Source organism: Streptomyces sp. CO7 (assembly GCF_053474865.1).
This window is the reverse complement of the sequence record NZ_JBRIOU010000006.1, coordinates 399,364-400,341: the sequence shown is the minus strand read 5'-3', so window position 1 is coordinate 400,341 and position 978 is coordinate 399,364. Positions and strand designations below refer to the sequence as shown.

The window sequence follows — 978 nt, the reverse complement described above, 5'->3', positions numbered from 1 at the left end:
GTGAGCAGGAGGTTGAGGGTGAGGGAGGGGTAGCGGCGGGCGTGGAGGAGGTTGCGGCGGAGCATGGTTCCGCTGTCGCGGAGGGCGAGGGAGAGGGTGCTGCTCATCGCGCGGTCTCCTTGTCGGTGGTGGCGTCGGTGCCGGTGCCGGTGGCGGCGGGGGTGGTGTCGTCGGTGAGGGCGAAGAAGACGTCGTCGAGGTCGGGGGTGTGGACGGTGAGTTCGGTGGCTTCGATGCCGGCGGTGTCGAGGCGGTCGAGGAGGGTGCGCAGGGAGTGCTGGCTGCCGTCGCCGGGGACGCGCAGGGTGAGGGAGTCCTCGTCGTGTGCGGCGTCGGTGAGGAGGGTGGTGGCGCGGCGGTAGGTGGCGGGGTCGGTGAAGCGGAGCTGGACGTGGCCGCCGGGGATGATGCGCTTGAGTTCGTCGGCGGTGCCCTCGGCGGCGATGACGCCGTTGTGCAGGACGGCGATGCGGTCGGCGAGCTGGTCGGCCTCCTCGAGATACTGGGTGGTGAGGAAGACGGTGACGCCGCCGGTGACCAGTTCCCTGATGATCTGCCACATGCCGTGGCGGGAGCGGGGGTCCAGGCCGGTGGTGGGTTCGTCGAGGAAGATGACGCGGGGGCTGCCGACCAGGGTCATCGCGATGTCCAGCCGTCGCTTCATGCCCCCCGAGTAGGTGGAGGCGGGCTTTCCGGCCGCCTCGACCAGGTCGAACCGTTCCAGCAGCTCCGCGGTGACCCGCCGGCCCTCCGCCTTGGACAGGTGGTGCAGGTCGGCCATCAGGAGCATGTTCTCCTCGCCGGTGATCAGGCCGTCCACCGCCGAGAACTGCCCCGTCACCCCGATCGCCGCGCGCACACCCTGGGGCGACGTGGCGAGGTCGTGGCCGGCGACCTGGGCCTGACCGCCGTCGGCGGAGATGAGCGTGGAGAGGATCTTGACGACCGTGGTCTTGCCGGCGCCGTTCGGGCCGAGCA

General features: G+C 71.0%; 1 protein-coding gene and 1 pseudogene. Both read right to left on the bottom strand.

From position 1 onward, the window contains the following. Positions 1-107, bottom strand: a pseudogene (locus ACOV8S_RS23345) (ABC transporter permease); the annotation flags it as partial. Then, on the bottom strand, positions 104-978 hold an 875-nt coding region (locus ACOV8S_RS23340; protein WP_448320011.1), incomplete at its 5' end, for an ATP-binding cassette domain-containing protein. The gene ACOV8S_RS23340 and the pseudogene ACOV8S_RS23345, both read right to left, overlap by 4 nt.